This is a genomic window from Rhizobium sp. K102, from assembly GCF_022385315.1.
GTDB lineage: Bacteria > Pseudomonadota > Alphaproteobacteria > Rhizobiales > Rhizobiaceae > Rhizobium > Rhizobium croatiense.
The window spans coordinates 5,001-30,901 of sequence record NZ_CP092436.1; the positions used below are offsets into that span (position 1 = coordinate 5,001).

Here is a 25,901-nt window from a genome sequence, read left to right on the forward strand (position 1 = left end):
AGGTGGTAGGCTTTGAAGCGGGGACGCCAGTTTCCGTGGAGCCATCCTTGAAATACCACCCTTATCGTCATGGATGTCTAACCGCGGCCCGTCATCCGGGTCCGGGACAGTGTATGGTGGGTAGTTTGACTGGGGCGGTCGCCTCCGAAAGAGTAACGGAGGCGCGCGATGGTGGGCTCAGACCGGTCGGAAATCGGTCGTCGAGTGCAATGGCATAAGCCCGCCTGACTGCGAGACTGACAAGTCGAGCAGAGACGAAAGTCGGTCATAGTGATCCGGTGGTCCCGCGTGGAAGGGCCATCGCTCAACGGATAAAAGGTACGCCGGGGATAACAGGCTGATGACCCCCAAGAGTCCATATCGACGGGGTTGTTTGGCACCTCGATGTCGGCTCATCGCATCCTGGGGCTGGAGCAGGTCCCAAGGGTTTGGCTGTTCGCCAATTAAAGCGGTACGTGAGCTGGGTTCAGAACGTCGTGAGACAGTTCGGTCCCTATCTGCCGTGGGTGTAGGAATATTGACAGGATCTGTCCCTAGTACGAGAGGACCGGGATGGACATATCTCTGGTGGACCTGTTGTCCTGCCAAGGGCATAGCAGGGTAGCTATATATGGACGGGATAACCGCTGAAGGCATCTAAGCGGGAAACCCACCTGAAAACGAGTGTTCCCTATCAGAGCCGTGGAAGACGACCACGTTGATAGGCCGGGTGTGGAAGTGCGGCAACGCATGAAGCTTACCGGTACTAATAGCTCGATCGGCTTGATCGTTCTCATTGACTGTGCTCATCTCAAGGCGACCGCAAAGCGGTCGTCCTGACAAGGCGAAGGCGCCAGCCTTTGCCCGGTCCCGGCGAACACGAAGTGTTCGTCCGGTTGAAGGCCAAAGACGTGTTCAAAACAAAACACTACCGACTAGTCACTAATCACTAGTCACTCGTGTACCAGCTTCTCAAATCAAAAGTTGCGCTTTGCCGACCTGGTGGTTATGGCGGGGTGGCTGCACCCGTTCCCTTTCCGAACACGGCCGTGAAACGCCCCTGCGCCCATGGTACTTCGTCTTAAGACGCGGGAGAGTAGGTCGCTGCCAGGTCTGCAAAGCGCAACTAAAATCTTCTCAATCACAAAACTCTACGGCCCAAAGCCGATCAAAGGGCCGCCCACAAAGCGGCCTTTCGTGTTACAATATACCGCGGGGTGGAGCAGCCCGGTAGCTCGTCAGGCTCATAACCTGAAGGCCGCAGGTTCAAATCCTGCCCCCGCAACCAAATAAATAGCCCGCCTCGTGCGGGCTTTTTGTTTGGTAACGGGTCGAGGATTTAACGCCTCTTCAGGGGCCCGCAAGGAGGCAAAGCCGACGAAGCGGGATAGAAAACTACAAATCCTGCCCCCGCAACCAATTTCCTTTATCTTACCCAGGCCAGTTGTCGCTGGTTGTCGCTGGCGGAAAAGCTTCGCTTTCCCTGGCGATGCTAGCTCGTCGTTCGCAAAGCTCACCATAACCTGAAGGCCGCAGGTTCAAATCCTGCCCCCGCAACCAGATACACAAAAGCCCGCCAATCCGGCGGGCTTTTTTGTTGGTAGCGGGTCGAGAAGTTAACGCCTCACACGGACCCAAAGAAGGACAGTGTTCGAGGCAAATAGGTGCCCTGGAAACCAGATCGCGAAGCAGGAAGAGTGCGCGACGAACGGGTTCTACTTCGTCGTCGGTCAACAGAGGGTAGTGAATAGCCATTGAGGCGCTGTTCCTGAAGATCGCTGGCGCGTAGGTTCACCAGCTGAGCTGCCAGGCAGAGCTGCTCCTGTGCAGAGCAAACTGCGCGGGCAGGAAAAAAATTGCTGCCGACGAACCTGCTCAACGGCAGCCAATCTACCCTGGGAGGGGAAAGGCGCGTGGACGGCGGTTTGCGCTTGGCTCCAGGTCTCCGTCCAACACTGGATACTTTAAGCATCCCAGGAAACGGTAGGCTGCTGAAGTTGCCGATCAATAAGCATGTTATTTTGTTCGGTGATCGTACTAAAGCGAAAGTTGCCGAGCCGCACGTGCATACTGGCGTATGCGCCCTGGCACAGAAATCCAGCCGCTTCTTGTCGTGGGCGGCAGGGGTCTCTGCAGCGACACCCACACTCTGCTTGTGCCCATCATGGTACTGGAAGCGGCGGGTGCGGCCTATCTGACTGAGCTAGCGCCCCGCGATACGGAATTGATGACAGCCTGTCTTGCTCTTCAGCATGTGACCAAGGGCAAGAAACAGCATTGCTAGCTGTGTCCGCCAACAATTATGCGGGGGTGGATTGGGTGAGAGGTCCGGTGTCGAACCCTCCTGTTTAAGAAGTGGAAATATGGGAGATGTTGCCGGTGGCAACATGCGACATTGTTAATACCGGTCTTAAGCAACCCTTTAGGCGACATAAATTGCCATCTTAGTGGTTTCCGGCATTTTCTCGCAGAGTTCGAAAGGCCGCGATTTTGTGAGGCGAGGTGAAACTATGGTGACTGAGGAAAACCAGTTTTATATTGGAGGGAAATGGCAGGAATTTGCCAACATAGCCCGTTTGCCGGTCGTTGATCCCGCCTCGGAACAAGTCGTGGGGAAGATTGCCGCGGGCGATGCTCATCATGTCGATTTAGCGGTTGCCGTGGCGCGTAGGGCCTTCCCCGCCTTTTCTCAATCGTCTGTGCCGGAAAGGCTCGCTCTGCTTGGTAAGATGCATTCGCTCCTCATGGAAAGAGCGGAGACGTTCGCAGAAGCGCTCGTCATGGAAATGGGAGCAGCGATCAGCTTCGCGCGGGCGTCCCAGGTGCCATTTGCTGCCGAGCACATCCGTGTCCAGATGGAGATACTCGATAAGTATCGGTTCGTGACATTTGACGGGCGCACCGCGACCGCCAAGGAAGCGATCGGGGTGTGCGCGCTAATCACACCCTGGAACTGGCCACTTTACCAGATCACCGCCAAAGTCGCTCCGGCGATCGCGGCAGGATGCACCGTCGTTCTCAAGCCTAGTGAACTGTCACCTTTTAGCGCTCTGCTCTTCGCCCAGTTGATGCACGATGCCGGCGTTCCGCCAGGCGTGTTCAATCTTGTCAACGGCACTGGCGAGAGCGTCGGAGCAGCACTCGCGAGCCATCCTGACATTGACATGATCTCGATCACCGGTTCCACCCGTGCAGGAGTACTCGTCGCCCAGGCAGCCGCACCGACCGTGAAGCGCGTGGTTCAGGAACTTGGCGGGAAGTCGCCGAACATTTTGCTCGACGATGCCGACTTCAGTGAGGCGGTTGCGAAGGGCGTGCTTGCCGGTATGCGCAATGTCGGCCAGTCGTGCAGTGCTCCGACGCGCATGCTCGTCCCCGCACATCGGCTCGAGGAGGTGGAGGAACTGGCAAGCGCCACTGCGAGGGCCATTCGAGTCGGCGCCCCGCTTGATCCGGCGACCGACATGGGCCCGATTGCCAACCGTGCTCAGTTCGAGCGCGTGCAGGTCATGATTCAGGCCGGAATCGATGATGGCGCCAAGCTGCTGTGCGGCGGGCTGGGGCGGCCGGCCGGTTTCGACAGCGGCTTTTTCACACAGCCGACGATCTTTTCGCAGGTGAAATCCGACATGCGCATTGCTCGTGAGGAGATCTTCGGTCCGGTACTTTCGATTATGCCCTACAAGGACGAGGAAGAGGCAATCGCTATCGCTAACGACACCGTCTATGGATTGGGCGCCCATATCCAGTCTTCAGATCCGGAACGGGCGCGGCGGGTGGCGCTGCGCATTCGTGCCGGCCAGGTTCATATCAACTATCCCGCATGGGACGGAGCGGCCGCCTTCGGTGGCTACAAGCGATCCGGAAATGGCCGCGAGTATGGCGTATACGGGCTCGAAGAGTATCTCGAGACGAAATCCATCCTCGGTTATTGACCAGGCGCCTCCGTGCGGTCGGTCCGCCAGGGCAGTGGTTTCAGCGACTGACGAAGCATCGTCAGGAAAGCGGCAGTCCGCGCACTTCGGCCGTGCCGCGATCCGAGGATGGCGACGATATCGGCCGACGGAAGCTTCCAGTCGGGAAGCACCTGCCTCAGCCGTCCCTCGGCGAGGTCTTTTGCAACGGCCCATTCGGAGCGCATCATGATGCCCTGACCTGTCAGCGCCCAATCCCGAATGACGGCACCATCGTTGCTCGACATAACGGGGTTAACGCGCACTGTCGCACTTTCCTGCCGTGATCCCTTGAACCGCCAGAGCGTTACATCCTCCTCGTTCTCGCGAACGACGAGACAGCGATGTCGCGCCAGATCGGCAGGCGTAGAAATGGGCGCAGCCGAAGCGAGGTATTCTGGACTTGCGCAAAGAATTCGATGGTTCGGCGCCAGTGTCGTCACCACCTGGTCCAGATGCGCGGATGCCCCGATGTGAACAACCACCTCATAGCTGTCGACGATCAGCGCTGTGGGATGGTCGGACAGTTGCAGCGTAGCGGCGGCATTCCGATGCTCTCGAGCAAACGCCTCCACGACCGGGGCCACATGGATCCTTCCAAATCCGTGAGGCGCAGCGACCCTGAGGTGCCCCCGAACCGCACCCTTCCGATCAGCCAAGGCTTCGGCAAGGGAATCTATGGCATCGCTGACAATGACGCTGTGAGAAGCGACTAGCGAGCCCTCTTCGGTAAGGCGCAGATGGCGTCCGGACCGGTCGATCAACCTTACCCCGACTTTCTCTTCAAGCGCGCGCAGGCGCTGGGTCACCGCCGGAGGCGTGACGTTCAGCTTTCGCGCGCTTTCCGCGAGAGATTTCGAGCCCGTGAGAACCGAAAAGAAGGCAAGATCGTCGGACGTGAGCATTAATCTGTACCTGAAGCGCTGGTTCACTGAGTGTTAATTGGCATCTTTAGGGTTTGGCTACAAGGTAAGGTTCGGGTTGGAAATCGGATTAATGGATTTTAGCCCCAGACGGAGCCCACATGTGGCATCTTGATCTGTCTTCTGCCGCTGACGCTGACGCAAGAGACGGAAGGGTTGCTCGACGCCGGGCGCTTCGAGACGCTCCCAGCCGGCGCGGCGCTTGACCACGTGGGCCGCGCCCCGCAACTCGATCACGACGCGCTCATTGCGGCTCGATTGGGCTTGAACGCCGAACCGATTACACTGGACTACTTTCGGATTACAGAGGAGAGAGCGAACGCAGTCAGCGTATCGCGCACACCGGGCATCTCGGCGATCAACTGCCAAATCTGCCGGATGCGGTCAGCCTCGTGTGACTCGACCCGAACGAGCAAGTCGAAATCACCCGTCATGACGTCACAAGCCACAACTTCCGGAATCTTCCGTAACGCCTGAATGACGTCGCCGCCCCTCATGCGATCGTGACGATAGACGAAGATCAACGCGGTGGTGACGTGCTGGCTATTGCCTCCATCGCCGGTAACGATCGTATATCCCTTGATGAAGCCTTCTCGCTCTAGCCGTTCGATCCGCACCCGCACGGCATTGCGAGAAAGGTTCACCTTCGCCGACAACTCCGCATGCGAGATTCGGGCATTAGCCTTCAATTCGACAAGTATTTGTTCGTCAGTTCGATCGAGAAGATATTTCATGGAACTTAAACGGTCGCTAACCTATTATGTCGGGCGTTACCGAGCGATAAGCTAACACGGCGATCTCCGGCAGTAAGGCTCTTTCTTTCCGGCTCGCATATCGCCTCGAGGTCGAAGCCATGATGAAACCTGGCAGCGCCTCCTTTTCCGCATCCGTCAGGCACCGCACTCCCTGATAACCCTGCAGTAGCGCTCGCGCCCGCTCTATGCTCAGGTTCCCGGTCGCTTCGCCCGCCCAACCGACAAGCACGTCAGCAAGCTCCGACACGAGCGCATCCTCGTGCCGTAGCCTGAAGTTGATGACCCCGCTGACTTCGTCGCCGAGAAAAAAGACGTTCTCCTGGACCAATGCGCCGTGAACTGCTCCTGTCGGAAGATCCGTTGATGTGCACTTTGCCCGTCGTTCCAAGGCAGTGTGGATTCGAGCCATCACACGACCCAGGCTTAGGCATTTAGCTGGGCCTGCAAACGAAGGTGAGGCGCCTGGTACAAAGCTGACGACGGCAACCAGTCGACCTGCAGCCACAGACGTGGCGCGGCCGTCTGTCGTACGCAGCGGTTTGGGGCAAGGGACCCCATGTCGATAGAGCGCCTCCATAGTTTCGAAAGCCCGTTCCAGATCCAAAGGCTGGGCTCCGTTCTCGAAAAGCGTGACGATGTATTCGCCTTCCCTGGCCCGAAACAGGTAAGTCGTCTCGCAGTCGCCGTCCGCAATCCCAATCACTGATAGAAGCGACGTAAAGCCGTAGGCTGCGGTGACGATTTCGCGGTCTTCGTCAGAAAGCTCGGTAAAAACAGCCATTTCCCTATCCTTATCGAGCTGATGAACTTATCCGAAATTTGCGAACTCTGCGCTGCAATTGAAGAGCTCTTCAATTTGACCGGGCGCTAGGATGCCTTCCTCTTCGACCACCTGCCGCAGCCCCCGCTTCTCTGCCAGCGCCTTCTCGGAAAGATGCGCGGCCTTTCTGTACCCGATAAACATCGCCAAGGGAGTTGCGAGGACGAGAGACTGATCGAGGAGGTCCTTGCACCGGTCGACATCAACTTCAATTCCGTCGACGCATCGCTGCTTAAAAATTTCCATCCCCCGCGTCAACATCCGCATGGATTGAAGGATGTTGAGGATGATCACTGGCTCCATCGCATTGAGCTGCAATTGCCCCGCGCTTGCCGCCAGCGTGACAGTGAGATCGTTTCCAATAACCTGGAATCCGATCTGGTTCATCATTTCCGGAATAACGGCATTGACTTTACCGGGCATGATTGAGGATCCGGCTTGCACGGGCGGAAGTCGGATTTCACCCAGACCGCCCCTCGGTCCGCTGCTCAAGAGCCGCAGATCGTTGCAGATTTTTGTTAGCTTCACGGCAATTCGCTTGAGAACGCTGGAAAACGAAACGAAACCGCCGGTGTCGGATGTCGCCTCAATAAAATTTCGAGCGGGAATTAGCTGAATGCCGGAAATGCGAGTGAGGTGAACGCAAGCCGCGCCGGGGAAGCCGCGGGGAACGTTAATTGAGGTTCCGATTGCCGATCCGCCGAGATTAACCTCTTTCAACAATCTGGAAGCGGACTGCAGCTGGTTGATATCTTCATCGATCAATTCGCCGAACGCATCAAATTCCTGTCCGGCCGTCATAGGGACGGCATCCTGCAATTGAGTGCGGCCGACCTTCAATGCGGTCGAATACTCACGCGCCTTCGCACGGAATGCATCGCGCAGGCCTACCTGGGACACTATAAGCCCTTCGCAAGCGCGAAGAATCGTCAGACGCAGAGCGGTCGGATAGACATCGTTTGTCGATTGGGAAAGGTTCACGTCATCATTTGGATGAAGTTTGTCGTAGTCGCCGACATTCGCCCCAAGCTTCAGCAGCGCCAGGTTGGCCACAACCTCATTCAGATTCATATTGGTGGACGTGCCCGCGCCACCCTGCATCATATCGACAGGGAAGTTCTCATCAACGCACTTCAACTCGATGAGATCATCGCAAGCCTCGCAGATCGCCGATGCCTTTTCCGTCGGAAGAAGCCCAAGGTCAGCGTTTGCGCATGCTGCCGCTTTCTTGACCATAGCCATTGATTGAATGAGTTCGGGGAAGTCTTTCAGCCGAACGCCTGAAACGTCGAAATTGAGCTCAGCTCGACGCGTATGGACGCCGTACAGAACGGCACCGGGGATAGGAATGGGGCCGATCAAATCGGCCTCTATGCGTTCAGTTCCCATTGTCTGCTCCCCTAGCCCAGAATTCCGGCGTGGCGCATCGCATGGACGATGGCCTCTTTAACGGGCGGGCTCACCTCGACGAGAGGAAGGCGCAGGTCTCCGCGAATCTTGGAAAGCTGCGACAGCGCGAATTTCACACCAGCCGGACTGGTTTCGAGAAACAGCGCGTGGTGAAGGGGCATCAGCCGATCTTGAAGGGCGAGCGCCGTCGTGAAGTCACCTTTCAGGCATGCCCGCTGGAAGTCTGCACACAGCCGCGGGGCAACATTCGCGGTCACCGAGATGCAACCGTGGCCGCCATGGGCCATGTAACCCAGCACCGTACCGTCTTCACCGGTGAGAAGATTGAACGCGTCGCCGCAGGCCATTCGCTCCAGCGACGGGCGCAGGAGATTGCCTGTCGCGTCCTTGACGCCCTTGACGTTCGGACAATCCCTGAAGATGCGGGCAAGCGTTTCGACTTGAATATCGACCACGCTCCGGCCCGGAATATTGTAGACGATTATCGGAACCGTAGCTTCAGCGTCGATTGCCTTAAAGTGCTGATAGATCCCTTCTTGGGTGGGTTTATTGTAGTACGGTGCGACGATCAGCAAACCGTCTGCGCCGGCCTCCTGGGCGTGCCGCACGAAGCTGATTGCCTCCTCGGTACTGTTGGAGCCGGCCCCGGCAATGACCGGAACGCGGCCATTCGCGGCCTCGATCGCGATTTCCACGACTCGTTTGTGCTCGACATGACTGAGGGTCGGGCTTTCCCCGGTTGTCCCGCAGGGAACAATGGCTGAAGTGCCCTCGTCGATCTGCCATTCGATGAGGCCGACAAGTGCAGCCTCATCGACTTTCCCATCGGCAAATGGGGTGACAAGCGCTGTAATGGATCCTTTGAACATTTTGACTTCCAAAATCGACCGTATGTTCAGACTGGCGCCGGCGCCGCCGATCAGTGTTGTAGTGACGTGATACAGACGACCTTCGGCTGGGTCATATCCTCATAAGCAAAGCGAACGCCTTCGCGCCCCATGCTGCCGTATTTGAACCCGCCAAACGGCATTGCGTCGAACCGATAGTCGGACGACTGGTTGATCATGACACCGCCGGCATCGATCCGCTTGGCGGCCTCAAGTGCGTTGGCAAGATCGTTCGTAAAAATTCCGGCATGCAGGCTGTATTCCGGCTCGTTCGCCAGTCGTATTGCCTCATCGAACTCATCGAACGGCTGCAGTATGACCACGGGAGCGAAGACTTCGTCGTTCAATACGTCGCAAGTCGCCGGCACATTTTCCAGGACGGTGGGGGGATAGAGGGCGCCGGTTGGCTTGTGACCGCAAAGCAGCGTCGCGCCAGCAGCGATTGCTCGCTCCACCATGGCGGCCGCGCGGTTCACGGCGATTTCGGAGATCATCGGGCCCATGTCAGTGTCAGAGTTCATCGGGTCGCCGGTTTTCATTCTGGCGGTCTGAGCGACGAACTCGGTCTTGAACCGTTCATAGATCGAGCGCTGTACCAGAATACGCTGCGTTCCGATGCAGTTCTGGCCAGCAGCCCAGAAGGCGCCTGACACGCAATCTTCCACGGCAGCGTCAACATCGCTGTTTTCCATCACGATAACCGGGGCATTGCCACCGAGGTCCATCGCGAGCTTCTTGATGCCGGCAGATTTTGCGATGGCCTCGCCGGTGACAAAACCGCCTGTGAAGGAGACCATGCGAACGTCCTTTGCCGAAACGAGCGCCTTGCCCAGCTCGGCGCCGCCGACAGCGACCGTGATGACCTCCTCCGGCAAACCGCTTTCGATCAACACCTCCACCAGCTTGATGGCGGAGAGCGGCGTAAGCTCCGACGGCTTCAGGAGTACTGCATTGGCGCCGGCGATGGCGGGCCCAAGCTTGTGCGCCACGAGATTGAGCGGATCGTTGTAAGGCGTGATCGCCGTGATGATGCCGAGCGGCTCCCGAGTATACCAGCCTTGACGAGATTCCGATCCGGCATAGGCGTCGAAGGGAATGACCTCTCCAGCATTCCGCTTGGCCTCTTCGGCAGAGAGTTTCAGCGTGTTGACGCACCGTGTCGCTTCCTTGCGGGCCTGGGCAATTGTCTTCCCCGCTTCCCGCACGATCAGGAGTGCGAATTCCTCCTTGCGTTCTTCGACGGTCGCTGCGGCCTTTGCCAGAATCGCAGAGCGCTGGTGGCGGGGGAGAGACCGGGCGATCTGCGCGCCGCGTCTGGCCCGTTGCAGCAACAGGTCCACATCGTCAGCGCTGGTCTCGCGGATGGCTCCGACAAAGCTGCCATCAAAGGGATTATTGACAATGATCTCGTCCGAAGAGGCGGCTTTCAAGGCCAGACTGGTCATCACGCAGCCTCCTTCGCGGAGCTTGGAGAGCGGGCATTGTGTATCGCCACGATGTCGGACAGCAGAGCGTAGGCGGTTTCCATCCGCCCGGCGCCTGGGCCAGTGACAGTGACAGAACCGAGCAGTTCGGTGTTCAGTGAAACTGCATTGGTCGCGCCGTTGACGCCGGCGAGCGGATGCCCAAGCAGAAGCTGTTGAGGCGCGACGCTGCAGCTTATAGTCCCGTCGGCGTTGCGAACTGCCGATCCGACCAGTTTCCAACGGCTCTCGGCCTTGGCCGCTGCTTGAATATCGGTAGGAGAAAGCTTGGAAATGCCAATGCAGGAGACATCCTCGGGCTTGAGGTTCGCTCCCAGCAGCTCGTTTGCCAGGATCACGACCTTGAGGCGCACGTCGAAACCTTCGACGTCGGCGGTGGGATCGGCTTCGGCATAGCCGAGAGCCTGTGCCTCCGCGACAGCGCTGGCGAAGTCGAGACCATTCTCCATGCGGCCGAGGACAAAGTTCGAGGTACCGTTGAGGATCCCTTCGAACCCTTTCACCTCTGCGCCGGCAAGGGTCTTCTCTGCCATGCGTATGACGGGCGTCCCGCTCATGACCGAGCCCTCATACTCGAAATGGACGCCGTGCGCCTTGGCAAGAGCCTTTAGTTCCTGAGCGGCGATTGCAACAGGCCCCTTGTTTGTGGTGACAACGTGCTTGCCGGACTTGATGGCCCAGCGGCAATGCGAAACAGCGGGCTCTCCGTCCTTTGGGTTCGTATATGTCGCTTCGACGACGATGTCGGCCGGCGCCGTCTTGATGATCGCTTCATTGTCCGCTTCCGCTTTGCCGCCGGAGAGCCCGCCGAACCCACCCTTCGCGAAATTGGCCTCCACGAGCGTCTTGGCATCCAGGCCGTTCGGCGAAATGACGGAACCGAGATAGAGATCACTGACGGCCACGATGTTCAGGCGAAAACCAAGATCCCGCTCCCACAGTGGGTTCTTCGTCGCGATGAGCTCGGCCAAAGCGCGGTTGACGCCACCAAATCCGACTAGTGCGATATTGTAGATTTTCATGCGGTTCCTCCGGTGAAGCGATTTATGTGCGCATCATCGGATACAGATCGCTCAGTTTGAACGGCACAAACAGACCAATCCACCTTGCATTTTGCTCATGACGCTGACGGCTTGCCGCGCCCCAATTCGGCTACGGTCGGCGACAACGTGCCGCCACGATGGCAAACGACACCAATTGTCCGCCATTTGATGTGGCAAGAAATACCCCACGCTGACGTCGCCTACAGCCTGTGGCCGGGACATGAGCAACGGCTTTGGTACGTCCCGCTTGAGGCTCTTTCGCGTTGACCGGGAAAGTCCATTTCGCAAGCGTTGTCCGTTCTGGCCCAGAAGGGACAACGCGAGGCTTTTTGCGCTATTTCGCTTTGGCGGCGGCATCGCGGTTTCAAAGGGTCACAAATAATCCACGAGACCAATTTGATCTATGTTGACACCAATCGCGAAACCAATTCTATATTGATCGCACAACATTCCTGATTGGTAGCTAATGGTGGTGAACGTGAAAACAACTCCGACACTAGAAAAAGGCCGTGCTGCCCCTTCGCAGGCAGCTGCTGTAGCGTGCAATGCCCCCAGCCAACTGTTCATCGGCGGCGAATGGGTGTCGGCGAAAGCTGGCAGGACCTTCGATGTGATCGATCCCTCGAGTGCCGATGCGATCGCTACGGTTTGTGACGGTGATATCCAGGATGCAATAGCGGCCGTCGACGCGGCAGAAAAGGCGGCTGTGGCCTGGAAATCAACATCGCCGCGCCGGCGCGCGGATATTCTGATGAAGTGTTTTCACCTTCTTGTCGAACAGGCAGAATGGCTGGCGCAACTGATAACCGTGGAGAATGGCAAGGCGCTTCCCGACGCGAGATCGGAAGTCGCCTACGCGGCGGAGTTTTTCCGCTGGTATGCCGAGGAAGCGGTAAGGGCTCCCGGTGAATTTGGGCTAGCACCTTCGGGCGCAAACCAGATCATCGTGAGCCACGAGCCGATTGGTATCGCGGTATTGGTAACGCCATGGAATTTCCCGGCAGCAATGGCGACCCGAAAAATTGCTCCGGCTTTGGCTGCCGGCTGCACCTGCATCCTCAAGCCAGCAGCCGAGACGCCTCTTACGGCGCTCGCGATCGGTGAACTCATGCGGCAGGCAGGCGTTCCTGCCGGAGTGGTCAATATCGTTCCCACGAAAAAAGCAGGCCCAGTGGTCAGCGCAATGCTGCATGACAAGCGGGTCCGTAAACTGTCGTTCACTGGCTCGACAGGCGTCGGCAGGATACTGCTGCGCGAGGCTGCGGACCAGGTTGTCAGTTGCTCAATGGAGCTGGGCGGCAACGCGCCTTTCATCGTATTCGATGATGCCGACCTGGAGACGGCTGTCGCCGGGGCAATGGTCGCCAAGATGCGCAACGGCGGAGAGGCCTGTACGGCTGCAAACCGCTTCTACGTTCAAAAAGGGATTGCGGCTGATTTCACACGGCGCTTCGCGGAAGAGATGGCGGCGCTCAATGTCGGACCAGGACTGCTGGCGGATACGCAGCTTGGTCCACTGATAACGGATGCCGCGGTGACCAAGGTCGAGCGCCTGGTCGACGATGCGATCGCCAAGGGAGCCCGCCTGGTGACCGGCGGTAGCAGATCAAGCGGCGAAGGCTTCTACTATCTACCAACCGTTCTGGCCGACGTCTCTGCGGACGCTGAGATCCTTAGCGAAGAAATCTTCGGTCCGGTTGCGCCCGTCATCGTATTTGATACCGAGGACAAGGTCGTCGAGTTGGCCAATGATACTGAATACGGGCTGGTATCCTATGTCTTTAGCCGGGACCTCAAGCGTGCGCTCGCAGTCGCGGGCAGGCTGGAAAGCGGCATGGTCGGAATTAACCGCGGCGTCGTCTCCGACGCTGCCGCGCCGTTCGGCGGCATGAAACAGAGTGGCCTCGGACGCGAAGGCAGCCACCACGGAATGCTCGAATATCTCGAAACGAAATACATCGCGGCCACGTGGTAGGTGCGCCCGGGTGGCGCCAGCCAGAATAGGAGAGATCAATGTCCCTGCTGAAAACTATCGACCCGAATCCATCATTCGAGCCGAAGCAGCGAGCTGCCGAGCCGGATCGCCTCATCGCTGGCAGCCCCGCTTTCAAGACCTGGCTGCAGGACACTGCAAAGGACGGCAAAGTCAACACGGGGGTTTTCGAGGCGACGCCCGGTGAAACGCACTCCATAAAGGGCGAGACGTTTGAATTCTGCCATCTCGTCCATGGCGTGATCGAATTGACCGAGAAGGGGAAAGAGCCGGTCATTTATCGCGCGGGCGATAGCTTCGTGATGAAACCGGGTTATATTGGCGTTTGGAAGACGATCGAAACGGTGCGGAAGATCTTCGTCACCGTCACCTGATCATTCGAGGCCGTGCGCCTCGAATTGCCTCTCAATTTCGGGGGCAAACGGCGCGATCCGGCCGGCAGGCCCTTAATGGTTCTACAGACACCAGTGTAATCGCGGTCACCGCAATCTTCGCCTCGATTTCACGAAGACCCACGAAATGGATGAACTCTTGCAAACGGAATTGATCGTTCTTGCGCCCTTTGAGGCTCACCATCTGGATGGTGCCGTGGCGCTGTCGCGTGCCGCTGGCTGGGCGCACAGGAGAAAAGACTGGGAAATGATATGGTCCCTGAGTGAGGGACGCGTTGCCCTTGCGGGTGGTCGGGTCGTGGGTACCGCTCTTATGACTCCCTTCGGCGATACCTGCTCAGCCATCAACATGATCATTGTCGACGAAAGCCAGCGCGGCCAGGGATTGGGAAGAAAACTGACGACCGCTGTGTTGGAACTCGCAGGTGACCGGGAATGCCGTTTGTCGGCGACGAGCGACGGTTTGCCGCTTTATGAAAAGCTGGGTTTCGTCACGACGCACAGAATCGTCCGCCACCAGGGCGTCACCGGTCGCGTCCATGCTCCTGCAAATGTTGAATGGATCGGGTCTGCCGCCCTGCCAGCAATCAAGGCGCTCGATCGTGCGGCATTCGGCGCCGCTCGCGACGCGCTGCATGATGTTCTGGCAAAGGAGGGGACATTTGCCGCCATTCGAAACGGTGACGGTATCGTTGCCTTCGCGGCGACGCGGCTGTTCGGCAAGGGCGAAGTCGTGGGGCCGGTTGTTGCGGCAAACGCCGAACAGGCGAGGGATTTGCTGGCCTTCATCCTCTCCGGCAAGGAAGGTCGTGTCGTGCGAATTGACATTCCCGAAGACAGCGGCCTTTCATCGCCCCTCGAAGATTGGGGGCTACGCAATGAAGGTGGTGTCGTTGCGATGGTCCGGCGTGCTGGAGGCCGACCTCAAACACCGGCCGTTCAAACCTTCTGCCTGGCGAGCCAAGCTGTTGGCTGACGTGAAGGTCTGAAGTGCGAGGCATTCAACGCTGAACTGGTCAGCGTTGATCTAGCAATTTAATCTGGAGATCTTCCCAGTGCTCCTGGAAGGCATCCCGCGCCGTATCATAGTGGCGACTTCTCAAGCTGTTGATGAGCCGCTCATGTTCTTCCGCCATTTCTTCGGCTGTGGCGTAGAAATCCTGCCGCTGCGCGAGAAGGAGTTCGATCTCGCCCTCGAGGTCTGAATAGGTCCGCTTCAGGCGAGCGCTGCCGCTAGCGGCGATGATCGCGCGGTGGAAGTCGCGGTCCGCAGCTACCAACAGAGATCTGTCGGCGGATAGAGTCGACCTGTGCATAACGTCGACCGCTTCCAGCGCCTGAGACGGGATGACGCCGGTCAGTACGATCAGTCGAATGGCCTCGCCCTCAATGGCGCCGCGGACGCGTGTGATATCGACAATGTCGTCCGGCCCGAATTCGGGCACTACAAAGCCTCGGTTCGGTATCTGACGCAGCAGGCCCTGGGTGACGAGCACCTGGGCTGCTGTACGGAATGTGTGCCGCGAGGTCGAATGCTCTTCGCACATCTTCACGTCGCGGAGAAACTCGCCCGGTCGGAAATCCCCGACAAGATGCGCCGTCGCAACGCGTGGGTCAGGATGTCAACCGCGCTGGCGGGCAAGGGCTCGACGTTTATCTCTGGATCTTCGGCTCGATTTTTGGCTGGCAGCGGCGGCATGGCTTTGGCTTTGCTCGTTGATCAGTTCGTATACCTACGCCACATGCGGCGACGCAGGGCAAGGGAGATCATATTGTGCCTCCTGGCCGCATGGTGGCGGGTCCTATGTCTGCACGGACCGAAGCGCCTCGTCGACGCCCTCGAGCAGACGCGCCGCGTTGGCCGATGTGAAGATGAGCGGGGGCCTGATCTTCAGGATATGCGCGTCCGCTCCCGTCGCGGAAATGAGAATGCGCCGATCCCGCAAGGCATTGACGGCTGCAAGCGCACGGTCCATGTCCGGCGTTTTCCGGTCTCTATCCTTGACGAGTTCGACCGCGAAATAGAGGCCGGCTCCGCGAACATCGCCGACGAATTCATATTTTTTCTGCAGGTCCCGGAGGCCATCGAGGATTTCGGCGCCGATCTGGACGGCGTTGTCTAACAGTCCCTCTTCGAGGATCGTGTCGAGAACGGCGCGTGCAGCGGCGATAGCAACGGAGTTGCCGCCAAACGTGTTGAAATAGCGCATGCTGGATCCGAAATCGGCGACGAGTTCGGGCCGCAGGACTACGCCGGCGACGGGATAGCCGTTGCCCATGGGCTTGCCCATAGTAACGATGTCCGGATCGATCTTGTGACGGCGGTGACCCCAAAACTGGGTGCCGGTCCGCCCGAATCCGGATTGCACTTCGTCGGCGATGAATAGGCCACCCGCCTTGCGCACCACTTCCGCCACCGGCGCCAATACGTCCGTTGGTTCGACGTAGAGACCATCGGAGGAGAAGACGGAATCGGCGATGAAGGCCGCTAGGCCGCCGCCATGCCGCTCCATGTCGGCGATCTGCCGCGCGACATCCTCCGCCATCCGCCGGCCAATTTCCTCGACAGGCAGGCGATAGGAATCCGGCGCGGCGACCGTGCGGAGATAGGGATCCAAAGCCGACTTCCTGCCGAGCGACGGCGAGATTGCCGCTACCGCACCGCTGTTGCCGTGATAGGCTTCCGCCGTGACGATGACACCGGTCTTGCGTGTGTGGTAACGCGCGATTCGCAGGGCGAGATCGTTGGCTTCCGAGCCCGTGCATGTGAACATTGCACATCCGGCGCGGCCGAGTTCGCCACCGAACGTAGCGATCAGGGCTTCGGCATAGTCCAGCAGGGGCTCCTGCATGTAACGCGTGTGGGTACAGAGTACCTCGAGCTGCTTCTGGATCGCCTCGACGACACGCGGATGAGAGTGACCCAGCGATACAACGTTGTTGTAAGCATCGAGATATTCGTTGCCGTGCTTGTCATAGAGGAAAACACCCTTGGCACGTGAGATCTCAACCGGCGACTTGTAGAAGAGCCGATAAGCCGGCCCGAGCAGCCGTTGCCGCCTGGCGACATGCGCCAGATCTTCACTTGTGAGATGAGACGTATCCTGAGGGTTGAAGCCATTTGGCATGTCGCCACGGAAGCCCTTAGGCAGAGTAGTCGCTTGCTTGGACATTGGGGTTCCTATCGTGTCAGAAGATCGGAAATCTGGACGGCGGAAATCGAGTGGAACCACTCGAGGTGGGCCCAGCCGGCTTCGGTATTGCGCAGGATATAGCGGCTATTCTCGGGGAAGATCTCGGCGCGCCAGCACGTCAGCAGCGCACGAACGGCAAGACGACCCATTGCCAGGAACGGGATGAGTCGGAACTCCTCGTCCGTCAGGTCGGCATGGCGGAGATAGCCTCGCAAAACGTCGCGCGGTGCGTCGAACAGGTCACACCGGTTCCCATGGTCGGATGTTTTTGGCATTTGATTCATTAACGCCGTGGAGACGTCGACGGCGATGGCGGTGCGAACCGCATCCCCGAAGTCGATGACGCCGGTCAGGAATCGCGGGCTGGCGTGATCGACGACCAGGTTCGACGTATTGAAATCATTGTGGAGCACTTGCCGCCGGCACAGATCGAGTTTCGGCTTGATTTCGGCAAACCGCTCGAGAGCGCGGACTGTCCATGCCCGCTTGCTGCCTTTAGGGATAAAGCTCAACAGATCGCTGAGGTCAAGCAGATGGGTGACGTCCCATGCCACCGCCCGACCGTCAGCGGGATGCGAGAAATCGGCCATGGAATGACGCAGCTTTGCCAGGATTTCCCCGATCCGTTCGCGCTGTGGGGCTGTGCAGAATGTTCGGTCGAGCGGGGTGCCGGCCATGAAGCTAATGAGCCGCACCACTCGCCGCTCGCCGGCGCTCGTGGTGACGATCGGCAAATCCGCCCCGTCGATGTCGCGAAGTGTGCGGGGGATGGGTAGATCGGGGGCTCGCTGCTCGAGATGACGCATCAGCGCAACCTGGAAATCGAGCTCCTCTATGCGCTCAGAAGGATGAGCGATCTTGAGCACAAACTTCCCCTGGGCCGCGCAGTCGAGGAGGAACGTGTCGTCCTTCTCGGTTTCAAAGCGCGTTGCGGAGCCGCGTGTACCATAGAGCCGTTCGGCGATTGCTTCAGCTTCCGTAGCGCCAACGGGATGGCACGCCTCGGACAGCTCAGCGGCGCGTGCTGGCCCGCATTGATGCTTATGACCCATCTTCAAACTCATTCAGATCCTGCCTCGAGAGTGGGAGCTCGATGGACCGCAATATTTCACATCCCCAATTTTTGTACAACAATTTTTTCTGTGATGGAGAGACCGGGTCGATTCGCTGGTGACGAAAGAGCGGGGGAATTAGTTATTCTGCTCGAAAATAGGCAAAATATTTCAATATCATAACAAGGAAAATGGGCGCACGATTGTTGGTTGAGGAGCGACAACACACAAGTTGTCGAAAAACGACCTGAGGTAAAATTCCAGAGATTGTTGGACAATCTATTGCAATGGCGACAAAGTTATGTCAGTGTGCATCCACTGGTCGGAATGCAGCAAACAAGTTGGAGTCTTCCGGTTGGCTGGATTAGCCGGGATCAACAAAGGCAGCGGAAGTGACCAGTTACGGATTCGCAGAGTTTCCTGCGCCGCTGCTGCATCGCGGTCTATCGGAACGGCGACCTCATTAGACAGGCGGCATGCCCGCTACGATGACCTTGGACGGCACACCGTGCCATGAAAATTGGAGGGAATACACACAATGACCCAATTTCGACCGAAGTACGTGACCTTCGACTGCTACGGCACGCTCACCAATTTCGATATGGCCGGCGCTGCTCGGCGCGTCTACGGCGAGCGCCTCTCCCCTCAAGCGATGGCCGCTTTGGTCGAGGCTTTCAAGGGCTATCGCCTTGACGAGGTGCTAGGGCCATGGAAACCCTTTGTCGAAGTAGTGCACAATTCAATCGAACGCAGCTGCAAGCGCATCGGTATCCCATTCGAACCCGAAGACGCGCAACGCATCTATGACGAGGTGCCAACCTGGGGTCCGCATCCGGACGTCCCGGCTGGTCTGTCCAGGGTGGCCGAGGAAATCCCGCTGGTCATCCTGTCGAATTCCATGAACAGCCTGATCATGTCGAATGTCGAAAAGCTGGGCGCGCCCATCCATATGGTAATCACGGCAGAAGAAGTCGGGGCATACAAACCCCTGATGAAGGGCTTCGAATACATGCTCGACAAGCTCGGCTGCGGACCGGAAGACATAACTCATGTGTCCTCATCCTTCCGCTACGACCTGATGACCGCTTATGACCTGGGCATCAAGAGCAAGGTCTGGGTCAACCGTGGCCATGAGCCGGCCAATCCCTATTACGAATACACTGAGATCAAGGATATCGGCGGGTTGGCTGCCGCTGTTGGCCTGGAGCCAGCTCTCAAGCGTGCCTGAAAATCAGGGCTCAGGCCATTTTGCTGATGAGACCGGGGCGGTCCCTTCGCCCCCTCTCTTTATCGTTCGGAGGGGCAAGCATGGCCTCCCTTGCATACGGGTGACTTGCCGGCGTTAGGCTATGGTGCGATCCGGACGTCGGGCTCGGAGCGCGTTTGGTGCGCTGCCTCTATCGATGTCCGCTTTCGAATAACCACGGCTGTTCCTCACCATTGATTGGGCGCAAAGCGCTCGTCCGCAAGCGTGAGAGACGGCTGGTTCAAGTCGATCTTCGGTTGGATCCTGCAGAAAGAAGCACTCCGTTTCAACTCGCTCTGGAATGGTTAAGGTGTGGTCGACTTCGATCCCGAAAATTGCGCCGGTGCTCTCCTAGCCTCTGGCGGCCGAGCAACAGCGGCGACCATGTTCCCGTCTTATTGTCGATGTGAGGCGACCTTTATCGCTTCAGCCATTGTCGGGGAAAGGCCGATGCTCGGTAACCACTTTCGACAACCCTGCTATGGGAAGTCGAAGGCAAAGGTTCTCGATGGCCTTGATCGCCTGCTCGAAATGACAGCGCCAATGCGCCTGCTCGGCCCGGGCCATGGTGAGCGGCGCGCCCATTTCCCGTGAGATGATATCGCCTGGCTCGTCGTTGCGGTGGATCGCAACAATGCGCTTCAGCGGTTCAATGCGCGCTTCATTGGACGTCTGCGAGAAGGAGGCAAAGACAACGGCGCGACCCACTCGCCTTCAAAATGAAACCTGTGGGCATGATTCATTGGTCGCTCTCATACTCGGTCTGTCGTCCCTGCCGAATGAAAGCCGCGGTTCGCCCGCGGCAGACCATTTGTATTTGCGCAGAGGATATGCGGATCGCAGATGTTCAACGGCGATCGGGTTGGTGCACTGACAGAAGGTGAAACGGATCACGGCGCTACATTGTAAATCTCGGCAAGGTCGGATAGATCCCAATTTCCGCCAGACAAAACCGCACATACTTTCTCATCAGGCTTTACGTCTAAGCTGCCCGCTAACAGTGCTCCTATTCCTATGGAGGCGGCGGGTTCAGCGATCAATTTCGCATCCTTGGCTAGAGCACGCATTCCGGCAATGATGTGCTCGTCTTCAACAAGAACAATCTCGTCGACATACTTTTCGATAATCGGGTACGGATTTTGACCCGGAACACTTAACCTCAAACCATCCGCGATCGTGTTCTTTAACGGAAGCGATGTGCGCTCCTTGTTTATCCGGCTGTGAAAATACTTCGGTGTCAAGGCAGGCTCTGCCCCGATAACGCGCACCGATGGCTTGGTTTCTTTTATCGCAGTGGCGATCCCTGAGATCAGCCCTCCACCGCCCACGGGTACGATAACCGTGTCCACATCTTCCAAGTCTTCGAGGATCTCACATCCGATCGTTCCCTGACCAGCCATTACGATGGGGTCCTCGAAGCCGTGAATGACCGCATAATTGTTTCCTTCGGCGATCTCGTAGACTCTTCTCCATCTAGCGGCATTATCACCATCAAAAAGAATGACTTCGGCGCCAAGGGCTTCCGTATTGGCGATCTTGATTTTGGGTGTGGTGACCGGCAGCACCAAAATCACTTTTACGCCGAGCATCTTGGCTGCGTAAGCAAGCGCCTGGGCGTGGTTGCCCGAGGAGGTCGCAATGATGCCGTTTGCGATCTCCTCTCGGGGGAGCGAGAGAGCCTTGTTCAGGGCGCCGCGGATCTTGAATGCGCCCGTGATCTGCAGGGTTTCCGGCTTGAGGTAAAGCTGACAACCAGCCGCTTTCTCGATTTTGTCGGCACGCAATAGCGGCGTGTGCCTGACATGCGGCTTTAGTCGTTGCTGAGCTTCGCGGATGTCCTGAATGGTTGGATAGTTGCGCATGGTCATTCCTCAAAAAACTGGAAGAAAGTGCCGACGTTATTGGCTATGGCGTTCTGATAGATTTTGCTGGCGGTCGTATTGTCTTGTATGGCCATCCCTGTGGAATCGAAGATGGTGATTTCATAATCACTTTCTCGTCCCGGCTTCCTTCCCAGCAATACCTCGCCGATTTCGCCATGGATGTCGTCTTTTGCGATGATGTTCTTGTTCAGAGGGTGCCAAGTCTCGCCCTTCTCCGTACATTGTGAGAAGGAGTCGACGATAATTTTCGCGTTCCTGAAAAGCTCCGGATCCAGCTCCTGTTTGCCGCGTTGGTCTGTGCCGATTGCGACAATGTGTGTGCCGGGCTTCACCCAATCCGCTTCCACCAGCGACCCCGTCCCCCGTGTCGTCGTAACCAGGATGTCGGCCTGCTCGACCGCCTCCTTCTTAGAGCTCGCGACGATGACGGGAATACCCAATTCACGCTCGATGTCAGCCTTGTACTTGCCACACGTTTCCGGGGTGCTGTCCCAGGCGTGGATCTTTTCGATCTTCATGATCTCGTTGATCGCCCGGATTTGCATCCTTGCCTGATTGCCGGTGCCGATCGATGCGATTGTCCTGGCGTTCTTTCTCGCCAGTGCTTTGACGGAGACGGCCCCCGCAGCCCCCGTTCTGATGCCAGTGATCAAGCTTCCATCCATGATGCAAATTAATGCGCAGCTCCTGGCATCAAACAAGAGAATAGTGCCCATGCTGTTGGGCACGCCATGTTCTGCGGGGTTGTTCTTGAACCCTCCGGAGTGCGCTTTCATGGAGATAGTTTCGTTGACGTTATAGTAGCCAAGCTTGAAGTCGATTTCCCCACGGTGAGAGGGGAGATGTATTCCGAGATAGGGAGGTTGCTCCACCTGCCCACTGCTGTACGCCTTGTAAGCCTCTTCGACCGCGCCGATGACATCCGTCTTGCTGACGAGCCTTCTGACTTCGTCCTTCTTGAGCAGCAGCGTTCTCATGCGTGATCCCTCCATTTCGATTCATCGGGTGCATCGGTGCAGCACGAGCTGAAGTGCAATCACTATAATAGGTGAGCGGTGAGTCTATTGGCCGCAATCCGGGCGGCTTTGAGCAGATTGTTTTGTTTTCGCGGGAGGGTTTGGCAGAGAGTTTCGACGCCCACCGTTCCGGAGGTTTTGCCGACCAAGTCCCCGGTTGTTTCCACAGAGACCGGTTGGCTAATTGGTGTCAGTCGATGCCTGAAGCGATCGCGGATCACTCTCGACCCGCAATCACAAGGGCAAATGACGTCGCCCTCCAGCATTTTCTGCTGATGATCCGACATGTCCGGGTAATTCAAAAGCGCCCGCCGAGCTATGATTGATCATGACTTGAACAACTCCCCGCAAAGCAAGGACGAAGCACATGACTCCTTTCCGCCCGAAATACATCACCTTCGACTGCCATGGTACACTTATCAACTTTCAGATGGCGGAGGCGGCACGCGATCTCTATTCCGAGCGCATGAGCGAGCAGAAAATGCTGCAGTTCATCGCCGACTTCTCTGCATACCGGCTTGATGAAGTCATGGCCGACTGGAAACCCTATGCGGAGGTCGTCCATAACGCATTGGCGAGGACCTGCAAACGCAACGCCATCGAGTTCAAGGATGAAGACGCGCAGATGGTTTACGAACGGGTCCCCACCTGGGGGCCGCATCCCGACGTTCCGGCGGGTCTTGCCAAGGTCGCCAAGGAAATTCCTCTGGTCATTCTGTCAAATGCGATGAACTCGCAGATCATGTCCAACGTCGAGAAGCTCGGCGCGCCGTTCCACGCCGTTTACACGGCCGAAGAGGCCGGCGCCTATAAGCCACACTTCCGCGCCTTCGAATATATGCTCGATATGCTGGGTTGCGGTCCGGAGGAGATACTGCATTGCTCCTCCTCGTTCCGTTACGATCTGATGTCCGCACATGACCTCGGGATCAAGAACAAGGTTTGGGTCAATCGCGGTCACGAGCCGGCCAATCCCTATTACGGCTATACAGAAATCTCCGGGATCTCGGATTTGCCGGGCGTTGTCGGGCTCTGAGGAAACCTGAATACGTCTGAATATCTCTCTCCACTTCGGTTTACCGGAGTGTCGAGAGGCCGGGAAACGTCACAGTACCGCAGTTTCCGGCGGCGCAATCATGGATGGCGGCGCCGGCGAGGAGACGATAAAAGCCCGGGCCCGAGCGACAGTCCGAAGGCGGGAACCGGGTATTGCCCTCAGCCATAAACGCCCGACGCTTTCAGGGCCGGGCGCGGCGGCCGCGATGCATCCCGACAGTCGCTGATCGATGCGCATGCCGCCGACTCCAACAGTGCGAGAGGATCTCAGTCGTGAATGATTGTAGCGATCCGGTTTCAGACGACAACGCCCGTCATCCCGGCGGGAAACAGTCAGTCCACGAGCCGTTCACCAAAGCATATTTTAGGGCCGCTGCCGCTATTTTGGCCACAAAGTCGAGCCCAGCAGAAGCCGAGCTGTCGGGTGAGTTGCTACTGCGGCACTACGGCCTGAAGGGAGCGATGAGAGTTCTATCCTCTGAGGTCGAGTGTACCACGGAGGTCACCCTGCTGAACGGCGATCAGTTAATCCTCAAAACTTCGGCACGGCCCGAAGGAAGAGACAGTTTCCGCTTCCAGGTTGAAGCCCTCGCCGGGCTCGAAGGCGCTATCGGTTTCGCAGCACCTCGGATTGTGCGTACCGCTGACGCTATGCTGATGTTCGAAGAGCATGAGATTTGCGGCTACCTTCAGACGCGACTTTCAGGGGCGCCGCTGCATCAGGCGAACCCAACTCCGGAAATCCTCTACCGGGTCGGCCGGGCGCTCGGCAGGCTCAGTTTGGCTCTCGAGCCACTGAACCTCTCCGCCATGCACCGCCCGGTTCTTTGGCACGTAGGATGCTGGTCAAACCTGATGGAACTGGAGGAGCATCTGCCATCGGGACCCGTTGCGGCATCCGTGCGTCTTGCCATGAACAACTATGTCGAGCTGATCGAGCCGCAATTGAGCGATGTAGCCTGGCAGGTCACGCACAATGACCCTAGCCCGTTCAATACACTCCTGACCGATGGTGGTATCGCCTTCATTGATTTCGGCGACGGCTGCTGGGGGCCACGGATTCAGGATCTGGCGATTGCGGCAAGCCACTTCGTGACGGACCCGTCTCTGGCTCTGGGCGGCGCAGAACATCTGATCGCTGGCTACGCGTCGGTGATTCCGCTCCGCCCGCTCGAAGCAAAACTGCTCGTCGGACTGATAAAGGCGCGCCAAAGCGCCCTTATCCTAATCAATTACTGGCGAGCAGACCTCTTTCCGGCCGAAGCAGCATATATCAAGAAGAACGTGGGCCGAGCCGAACACGGGCTGTCCATCCTGTCGGCATTAGGCCCCGGGGATGGCGAGAGGGCTGTGAGGCGCGCGTTGCCGTAACCCGTACCCGTATCCCTACACGCGCGTTGCCCCTCACATTGGTCATCAGCACGGTCCCCCGCGATCTTCTCGCGAATGGAAACTCAAGCAGGATTAAAGACATGTCAACAGATCTCATGCCCAACCGCTTTACCCCGGGGAAGCCACAATTTCCCCCGCGAATCTGAACTGATCGCCCGGCGCGACAGCGTATTGGGAGCTTCCTACAGGCTCCAATATCGCCGGCCGGTACATTTCGTGCGCGGCGAAGGCATGTGGCTCTACGACCCCGACGGACGTCGCTATCTGGATTTCTATAACAATGTGCCGTCTCTCGGGCATTGCAATCCAGAGATCAATGCTGCCATGGCGGAACAAGCCAGCCGGATCAGCGCAAATACCCGCTATCTTGAACCGCGGCTTGTCGACTATGCCGAACGGCTCGTAACAACTTTCCCCGAACAACTGAACCGCGTTGTCTTTACCTGCACAGGTAGTGAATCCAATGATCTGGCGCTGCGGATCGCCCGGCTGACCAGTGGTCGCGAAGGTGTGATCGTCTCTTCTCATGCCTATCATGGCACCAGCGCAGCGACGGCGATGGTGTCACCCAATCTGGGCGACGCCGTCAATCTCAGTCCCGCCGTTCGCATGGTGTCGCTGCACGGCCCCGCGGGCATACCCGAGGAGAAAGCCGCGGCATTCTTTGAACAACAGGTTCGCTCCGCTATCGCCGACCTGAACCGGCGAGGCATTGGCATTGCGGCGCTGCTCTTCGACAGTATTTTCTCGAGCGACGGCGTTTGGGTGGAACCCGCCGGGTTTCATCGCCGACGGAGTCAAGGCGGTGCGCGAGGCGGGTGGCCTTATCATTGCCGATGAAGTTCAGCCGGGATTTGGACGGACCGGCACACACATGTGGGGTTTCGAACGGCACCAGGTCGTCCCGGATCTCGTCACTCTCGGCAAGCCAATGGGCAATGGATTTCCCATAGGCGCGGTCGTTGGCCGCAAGGCGCCAATGGATCGCTTTGGCGCTACTGCTCGGTACTCGAACACCTTCGGCGGCAATACAGTCGGGATCGCGGCAGCTGACGCGGTCCTGACCATTTTGCATAGAGATCGAATGCTCGAGCATGCGCATGCCATGGGCGAGCGCCTCAAGGTGGGGTTGGAGCATCTTGCCAAGCTGCACGATGGTATCCGGGGCATTCGAAATGCCGGGCTGTTCTGCGGCATCGACATCGGGTTGGATGGAATGGGCGGGGCCAGCCGGCGCGCTATGGCATTGGAGATCGTAAACTTGATGCGGGACGATGGCGTGCTTATCAGCACGACCGGCGCCAACGAGGATACGTTGAAAGTGCGGCCCCCATTGATTTGCCAGTCGGAGCATGTGGATCGCTTCCTCGAAAGCATCGAATGCGCGCTCAAGAAGGCTGTTGCACAGGTGTAACATAGTGGC

The 25,901-nt window shown here is 58.0% G+C and carries 22 protein-coding genes, 1 tRNA gene, 2 rRNA genes and 1 pseudogene (1 of these 26 only partly in view); 13 read left to right on the forward strand and 13 right to left on the reverse strand.

Going from position 1 to position 25,901, the window contains the following annotated elements:
• From MHI61_RS06050 to MHI61_RS06065, 4 genes are all read left to right on the forward strand, one after another.
• Positions 1 to 770 (forward strand): 23S ribosomal RNA (locus MHI61_RS06050) (it extends 2,028 nt beyond the left edge of the window).
• Positions 771 to 977: 207 nt separating this feature from the next.
• Positions 978 to 1,092 (forward strand): 5S ribosomal RNA (gene rrf / locus MHI61_RS06055).
• A 98-nt stretch (positions 1,093 to 1,190) separates the two neighbouring features.
• Positions 1,191 to 1,267, forward strand: a tRNA-Met gene (locus MHI61_RS06060).
• Between the two features lie 1,222 nt (positions 1,268 to 2,489).
• Positions 2,490 to 3,914 carry an aldehyde dehydrogenase family protein gene (locus MHI61_RS06065; RefSeq protein ID WP_239791311.1) on the forward strand — a complete coding sequence of 475 codons (1,425 nt, stop codon included), beginning with the start codon at positions 2,490 to 2,492 and terminating at the stop codon, positions 3,912 to 3,914.
• On the opposite strand, the gene MHI61_RS06070 is transcribed toward MHI61_RS06065, so the two are convergent.
• Complete coding sequence (locus MHI61_RS06070; RefSeq protein WP_239791312.1) at positions 3,908 to 4,837, reverse strand: LysR family transcriptional regulator; 930 nt, start codon at positions 4,835 to 4,837, stop codon at positions 3,908 to 3,910. The genes MHI61_RS06065 and MHI61_RS06070 overlap by 7 nt on opposite strands.
• Before the next feature lie 126 nt (positions 4,838 to 4,963).
• On the opposite strand from MHI61_RS06070, the pseudogene MHI61_RS06075 reads away from it, so the two are divergent.
• Positions 4,964 to 5,110 (forward strand): annotated as a pseudogene (locus MHI61_RS06075) (NAD(P)-dependent oxidoreductase); the annotation flags it as partial.
• Between the two features lie 35 nt (positions 5,111 to 5,145).
• Here the strand turns inward: MHI61_RS06075 and MHI61_RS06080 are convergent.
• The 6 genes from MHI61_RS06080 to MHI61_RS06105 are packed head-to-tail and all read right to left on the reverse strand — an operon-like array spanning position 5,146 to position 11,233.
• Positions 5,146 to 5,589, reverse strand: coding sequence for an Lrp/AsnC family transcriptional regulator (locus MHI61_RS06080; protein WP_184315367.1), 444 nt, complete (start codon positions 5,587 to 5,589; stop codon positions 5,146 to 5,148).
• 16 nt (positions 5,590 to 5,605) lie between these two features.
• On the reverse strand, positions 5,606 to 6,391 hold the full coding sequence (locus MHI61_RS06085; RefSeq protein ID WP_239791313.1) for a homoserine kinase: 786 nt from the start codon (positions 6,389 to 6,391) through the stop codon (positions 5,606 to 5,608).
• A 27-nt stretch (positions 6,392 to 6,418) separates the two neighbouring features.
• Positions 6,419 to 7,819: an aspartate ammonia-lyase gene (locus tag MHI61_RS06090; protein WP_239791314.1), complete on the reverse strand. Its 1,401-nt coding sequence runs from the start codon at positions 7,817 to 7,819 to the stop codon at positions 6,419 to 6,421.
• Positions 7,820 to 7,830: 11 nt separating this feature from the next.
• Entirely contained in the window at positions 7,831 to 8,709 is an 879-nt protein-coding gene (gene dapA, locus MHI61_RS06095) for a 4-hydroxy-tetrahydrodipicolinate synthase (RefSeq protein WP_239791315.1), read from the reverse strand.
• A gap of 50 nt (positions 8,710 to 8,759) precedes the next feature.
• Positions 8,760 to 10,172, reverse strand: coding sequence for an aldehyde dehydrogenase family protein (locus MHI61_RS06100; protein WP_239791316.1), 1,413 nt, complete (start codon positions 10,170 to 10,172; stop codon positions 8,760 to 8,762).
• A complete protein-coding gene (locus MHI61_RS06105; protein WP_239791317.1) occupies positions 10,172 to 11,233 on the reverse strand; it encodes a homoserine dehydrogenase in 1,062 nt (353 codons plus the stop codon). The genes MHI61_RS06100 and MHI61_RS06105 overlap by 1 nt, the downstream gene beginning before the upstream one ends.
• A gap of 487 nt (positions 11,234 to 11,720) precedes the next feature.
• On the opposite strand from MHI61_RS06105, the gene MHI61_RS06110 reads away from it, so the two are divergent.
• From MHI61_RS06110 to MHI61_RS06120, 3 genes are all read left to right on the forward strand, one after another.
• Positions 11,721 to 13,229 (forward strand): NAD-dependent succinate-semialdehyde dehydrogenase, encoded by a 1,509-nt coding sequence (locus MHI61_RS06110; protein WP_239791318.1) that lies wholly within the window; start codon positions 11,721 to 11,723, stop codon positions 13,227 to 13,229.
• 38 nt (positions 13,230 to 13,267) lie between these two features.
• A complete protein-coding gene (locus MHI61_RS06115; protein WP_239791319.1) occupies positions 13,268 to 13,621 on the forward strand; it encodes a cupin domain-containing protein in 354 nt (117 codons plus the stop codon).
• 145 nt (positions 13,622 to 13,766) lie between these two features.
• Positions 13,767 to 14,615, forward strand: coding sequence for a GNAT family N-acetyltransferase (locus MHI61_RS06120; protein ID WP_239791320.1), 849 nt, complete (start codon positions 13,767 to 13,769; stop codon positions 14,613 to 14,615).
• 40 nt (positions 14,616 to 14,655) lie between these two features.
• Here MHI61_RS06120 and MHI61_RS06125 read toward each other — a convergent pair whose 3' ends face one another.
• The 3 genes from MHI61_RS06125 to MHI61_RS06135 all read right to left on the reverse strand — a co-directional run bounded on the left by MHI61_RS06125 (position 14,656) and on the right by MHI61_RS06135 (position 17,897).
• Positions 14,656 to 15,186, reverse strand: a complete 531-nt coding sequence (locus MHI61_RS06125) for a GntR family transcriptional regulator (protein WP_239791321.1) — start codon at positions 15,184 to 15,186, stop codon at positions 14,656 to 14,658.
• Positions 15,187 to 15,441: 255 nt separating this feature from the next.
• Positions 15,442 to 16,812 (reverse strand): aspartate aminotransferase family protein, encoded by a 1,371-nt coding sequence (locus MHI61_RS06130; protein WP_239791322.1) that lies wholly within the window; start codon positions 16,810 to 16,812, stop codon positions 15,442 to 15,444.
• An 8-nt stretch (positions 16,813 to 16,820) separates the two neighbouring features.
• Complete coding sequence (locus MHI61_RS06135; protein ID WP_239791323.1) at positions 16,821 to 17,897, reverse strand: phosphotransferase; 1,077 nt, start codon at positions 17,895 to 17,897, stop codon at positions 16,821 to 16,823.
• A gap of 526 nt (positions 17,898 to 18,423) precedes the next feature.
• Between MHI61_RS06135 and MHI61_RS06140 the strand changes: the two genes are divergently transcribed.
• Positions 18,424 to 19,113, forward strand: coding sequence for a haloacid dehalogenase type II (locus tag MHI61_RS06140; protein WP_239791324.1), 690 nt, complete (start codon positions 18,424 to 18,426; stop codon positions 19,111 to 19,113).
• 444 nt (positions 19,114 to 19,557) lie between these two features.
• Here MHI61_RS06140 and MHI61_RS06145 read toward each other — a convergent pair whose 3' ends face one another.
• The 3 genes from MHI61_RS06145 to MHI61_RS06155 all read right to left on the reverse strand — a co-directional run bounded on the left by MHI61_RS06145 (position 19,558) and on the right by MHI61_RS06155 (position 21,991).
• Entirely contained in the window at positions 19,558 to 19,839 is a 282-nt protein-coding gene (locus MHI61_RS06145) for a hypothetical protein (RefSeq protein WP_345774861.1), read from the reverse strand.
• 182 nt (positions 19,840 to 20,021) lie between these two features.
• The gene (locus tag MHI61_RS06150) at positions 20,022 to 20,999 is read right to left on the reverse strand and encodes a threonine/serine dehydratase (protein WP_239791325.1); all 978 of its coding nucleotides are present in this window, start codon (positions 20,997 to 20,999) and stop codon (positions 20,022 to 20,024) included.
• Complete coding sequence (locus MHI61_RS06155) at positions 20,996 to 21,991, reverse strand: ornithine cyclodeaminase family protein (RefSeq protein WP_239791326.1); 996 nt, start codon at positions 21,989 to 21,991, stop codon at positions 20,996 to 20,998. The genes MHI61_RS06150 and MHI61_RS06155 overlap by 4 nt, the downstream gene beginning before the upstream one ends.
• Before the next feature lie 406 nt (positions 21,992 to 22,397).
• Here MHI61_RS06155 and MHI61_RS06160 point away from each other — a divergent pair, with 406 nt between their 5' ends.
• From MHI61_RS06160 to MHI61_RS32610, 4 genes are all read left to right on the forward strand, one after another.
• A complete protein-coding gene (locus MHI61_RS06160) occupies positions 22,398 to 23,066 on the forward strand; it encodes a haloacid dehalogenase type II (protein WP_239791327.1) in 669 nt (222 codons plus the stop codon).
• Positions 23,067 to 23,359: 293 nt separating this feature from the next.
• Positions 23,360 to 24,457 carry a phosphotransferase gene (locus tag MHI61_RS06165; protein ID WP_239791328.1) on the forward strand — a complete coding sequence of 366 codons (1,098 nt, stop codon included), beginning with the start codon at positions 23,360 to 23,362 and terminating at the stop codon, positions 24,455 to 24,457.
• Between the two features lie 252 nt (positions 24,458 to 24,709).
• Positions 24,710 to 25,318: an aminotransferase class III-fold pyridoxal phosphate-dependent enzyme gene (locus MHI61_RS32605; protein WP_275593079.1), complete on the forward strand. Its 609-nt coding sequence runs from the start codon at positions 24,710 to 24,712 to the stop codon at positions 25,316 to 25,318.
• A complete protein-coding gene (locus tag MHI61_RS32610; RefSeq protein ID WP_275593080.1) occupies positions 25,284 to 25,892 on the forward strand; it encodes an aminotransferase class III-fold pyridoxal phosphate-dependent enzyme in 609 nt (202 codons plus the stop codon). The genes MHI61_RS32605 and MHI61_RS32610 overlap by 35 nt, the downstream gene beginning before the upstream one ends.
• Positions 25,893 to 25,901: the final 9 nt, after the last annotated feature.

Coding starts and splice junctions, on each gene's coding strand:
- MHI61_RS06065 (WP_239791311.1), top strand. CDS start 2,490: ATGGTGACTGAGGAAAACCAGTTTTATATTGGAGGGAAATGGCAGGAA.
- MHI61_RS06070 (WP_239791312.1), bottom strand. CDS start 4,837: ATGCTCACGTCCGACGATCTTGCCTTCTTTTCGGTTCTCACGGGCTCG.
- MHI61_RS06080 (WP_184315367.1), bottom strand. CDS start 5,589: ATGAAATATCTTCTCGATCGAACTGACGAACAAATACTTGTCGAATTG.
- MHI61_RS06085 (WP_239791313.1), bottom strand. CDS start 6,391: ATGGCTGTTTTTACCGAGCTTTCTGACGAAGACCGCGAAATCGTCACC.
- MHI61_RS06090 (WP_239791314.1), bottom strand. CDS start 7,819: ATGGGAACTGAACGCATAGAGGCCGATTTGATCGGCCCCATTCCTATC.
- dapA (WP_239791315.1), bottom strand. CDS start 8,709: ATGTTCAAAGGATCCATTACAGCGCTTGTCACCCCATTTGCCGATGGG.
- MHI61_RS06100 (WP_239791316.1), bottom strand. CDS start 10,172: ATGACCAGTCTGGCCTTGAAAGCCGCCTCTTCGGACGAGATCATTGTC.
- MHI61_RS06105 (WP_239791317.1), bottom strand. CDS start 11,233: ATGAAAATCTACAATATCGCACTAGTCGGATTTGGTGGCGTCAACCGC.
- MHI61_RS06110 (WP_239791318.1), top strand. CDS start 11,721: ATGGTGGTGAACGTGAAAACAACTCCGACACTAGAAAAAGGCCGTGCT.
- MHI61_RS06115 (WP_239791319.1), top strand. CDS start 13,268: ATGTCCCTGCTGAAAACTATCGACCCGAATCCATCATTCGAGCCGAAG.
- MHI61_RS06120 (WP_239791320.1), top strand. CDS start 13,767: ATGGATGAACTCTTGCAAACGGAATTGATCGTTCTTGCGCCCTTTGAG.
- MHI61_RS06125 (WP_239791321.1), bottom strand. CDS start 15,186: ATGTGCGAAGAGCATTCGACCTCGCGGCACACATTCCGTACAGCAGCC.
- MHI61_RS06130 (WP_239791322.1), bottom strand. CDS start 16,812: ATGTCCAAGCAAGCGACTACTCTGCCTAAGGGCTTCCGTGGCGACATG.
- MHI61_RS06135 (WP_239791323.1), bottom strand. CDS start 17,897: ATGAGTTTGAAGATGGGTCATAAGCATCAATGCGGGCCAGCACGCGCC.
- MHI61_RS06140 (WP_239791324.1), top strand. CDS start 18,424: ATGACCCAATTTCGACCGAAGTACGTGACCTTCGACTGCTACGGCACG.
- MHI61_RS06150 (WP_239791325.1), bottom strand. CDS start 20,999: ATGACCATGCGCAACTATCCAACCATTCAGGACATCCGCGAAGCTCAG.
- MHI61_RS06155 (WP_239791326.1), bottom strand. CDS start 21,991: ATGAGAACGCTGCTGCTCAAGAAGGACGAAGTCAGAAGGCTCGTCAGC.
- MHI61_RS06160 (WP_239791327.1), top strand. CDS start 22,398: ATGACTCCTTTCCGCCCGAAATACATCACCTTCGACTGCCATGGTACA.
- MHI61_RS32605 (WP_275593079.1), top strand. CDS start 24,710: ATGTGGCTCTACGACCCCGACGGACGTCGCTATCTGGATTTCTATAAC.